The 1,888-nt window shown below is 75.9% G+C and carries 1 protein-coding gene and 1 pseudogene; both read left to right on the top strand.

The genetic code is table 11. The features are described from left to right. The first annotated feature begins 147 nt into the window (after nt 1–147). Nucleotides 148–1,494 carry a lipopolysaccharide biosynthesis protein gene (locus tag FV230_RS27840; protein WP_147729723.1) on the top strand — a complete coding sequence of 449 codons (1,347 nt, stop codon included), beginning with the start codon at nt 148–150 and terminating at the stop codon, nt 1,492–1,494. Continuing rightward, a pseudogene (locus tag FV230_RS27835) lies at nt 1,491–1,888 on the top strand (cellulose biosynthesis protein CelD); the annotation flags it as partial. The gene FV230_RS27840 and the pseudogene FV230_RS27835, both read left to right, overlap by 4 nt.

Here is a 1,888-nt window from a genome sequence, read left to right as displayed (position 1 = left end):
GCGCGAGACGTCCGGCACCGTGGGCGCGGCGGTCGCGCCCCCCAGGCCGTGACGGCGCCGGCCCATTAACCCCGCCGCAACGGGGCCCGGGTTAGGGCTCGGGTCCGATCCGCGCGGTGCGGAACCGCGCGGTCGAGGGAGGCGGAGATGGCGGCGGCGACCCTCGGCTCGGCCGTCCGCCGCCTGCGCATCGCCGCGACCGGCCCGGCCCGCACCGCCCTCGACGTGTTCGCGATCCGCATCGCCTCGGCCGGTTTCGCCTACGGCGCGCAGGTGCTCACCGCCCGCCTGATGGGCTGGCAGGAATACGGCGTCTTCGCCACGGTCTGGGTCTGGACCGCGATGATCGGCCATTCGGTGACGCTCGGCCTGTCGCAGGGCGCCTGCCGCTTCCTGCCGGTGGACCAGGCCCGCGGCGACCTCGACCACGCCCGCGGCTACCTCGTGGCCGGCGCCGTCGCGATCGGCGGTGCGGCCCTGGCCGTCGCGCTGCTCGGAGCCGCGGTGCTGACGCTGTGGCCGGGCTGGGTCGCCGGGCCCTACCGCGCGCCGCTCCTCGTCGCGGCGCTCGTATTGCCGCTGTTCGCGCTCCAGGATTATTTGGAAGGCCTCGCCCGCAGCCAAAACTGGGCGGTGCTGGCGATCGCGCCGCCCTACCTGCTGCGCCAGACCGTGATGATGGTCGCGATGGTCGCCGCGATCCTGCTCGGCGCGCCGGCCGAGGCCTGGGTGGCGATGGCCTGCATGCTCGCCGCCGCGATCCTCGCCGTCGCGATCCAGGCCGGGCTGGTGCTGGCGCGGATGGCGCGCACGCTGCCCCGGGGCCCGCGCCGCTACCGCTGGCGGCACTGGCTCGGCGCCAGCCTGCCGATCGCGCTGATCGACCTGGCCAATGCCGGCTTCACCTTCGTCGACGTCGTCGTGCTCGGCTTCCTGATGCCGCCCTCCGCCGTCGGCCTGTACTTCGCCGCGACGCGGATCCAGCAGTTCGTCGTGTTCGTCCATTTCGCCGCCGTCGCCGCCACCGCGCAGCGCTTCAGCGCGGCGCACGCGGTCGGCGACCGGGACACGCTCGCCTGGCTGGTGCGCCTGCAGGGCCGCGGCACGTTGGCCGCCACCGCCCTGGTGGCGCTCGGGGTCGTCGCCGCGAGCCCGCTGCTGCTGGCGATGTTCGGGCCGCAATTCTCCGACAGCATCCCGATCCTCGCGGTGCTGGCCGCCGGCAGCGTCGCGGCGAGCCTGTTCGGCCCGGGCGAGGACCTGTTGACCATGCTCGGCGGCGAGCGGCTCTGCGCCGGCATCACGCTGGCGATGCTGGCGGTGGCGGTCGGCGCCTGCCTCGTCCTCGTGCCGCCGCTCGGGGTGATCGGGGCGGCGCTGGGGATGGCGCTGACCACGGTCCTGCGGGCCGGCATCCTGGCGCTGGCGGCGCGGCGCGTGCACGGCCTCGCGACCCCGGTCTGGGCCGGCCTTTTCGCGATGGGCGCCCGATGATCCGGGTCGCATCGCCCGTCCCCGCGATCGAGGCCGGGCCGTCCGACGCGCCGCGTCCCGAAGAATGGGACGACCTGTTCGGCCGAGCCCGGGCGCCGCATCCGCATTACGCGCGCCACGTCGTCGAAGCGCACCAGCGGGCGGGCCTCGCCGCCGAGGCCCTGCGTTTCGTCACCGTCCGCCGCGAGGGACGGCTCGAGGCCGCCCTGCCCTACCGGATGGTGCGCGATCTCAGCGGCCTCGGCGGGCGCGTCGCGCGGCCCTTCCTCTCGCCCTTCGTCACCGCGACGGCCCCCCTCGTCGCCGACGGGCCGGATGCGGTGTTCGACGGCCTCGTCGCGGGCCTCGGCGCGGCCTCGGGCGGGCGCGCCTGGCGCTGGCCGCTGCTGTCCCT

The sequence above is a fragment of the Methylobacterium sp. WL6 genome, from assembly GCF_008040095.1.
In the GTDB taxonomy this organism is placed as follows: Bacteria; Pseudomonadota; Alphaproteobacteria; order Rhizobiales; family Beijerinckiaceae; genus Methylobacterium.
This window is presented reverse-complemented; position numbering and strand designations above follow the sequence as displayed.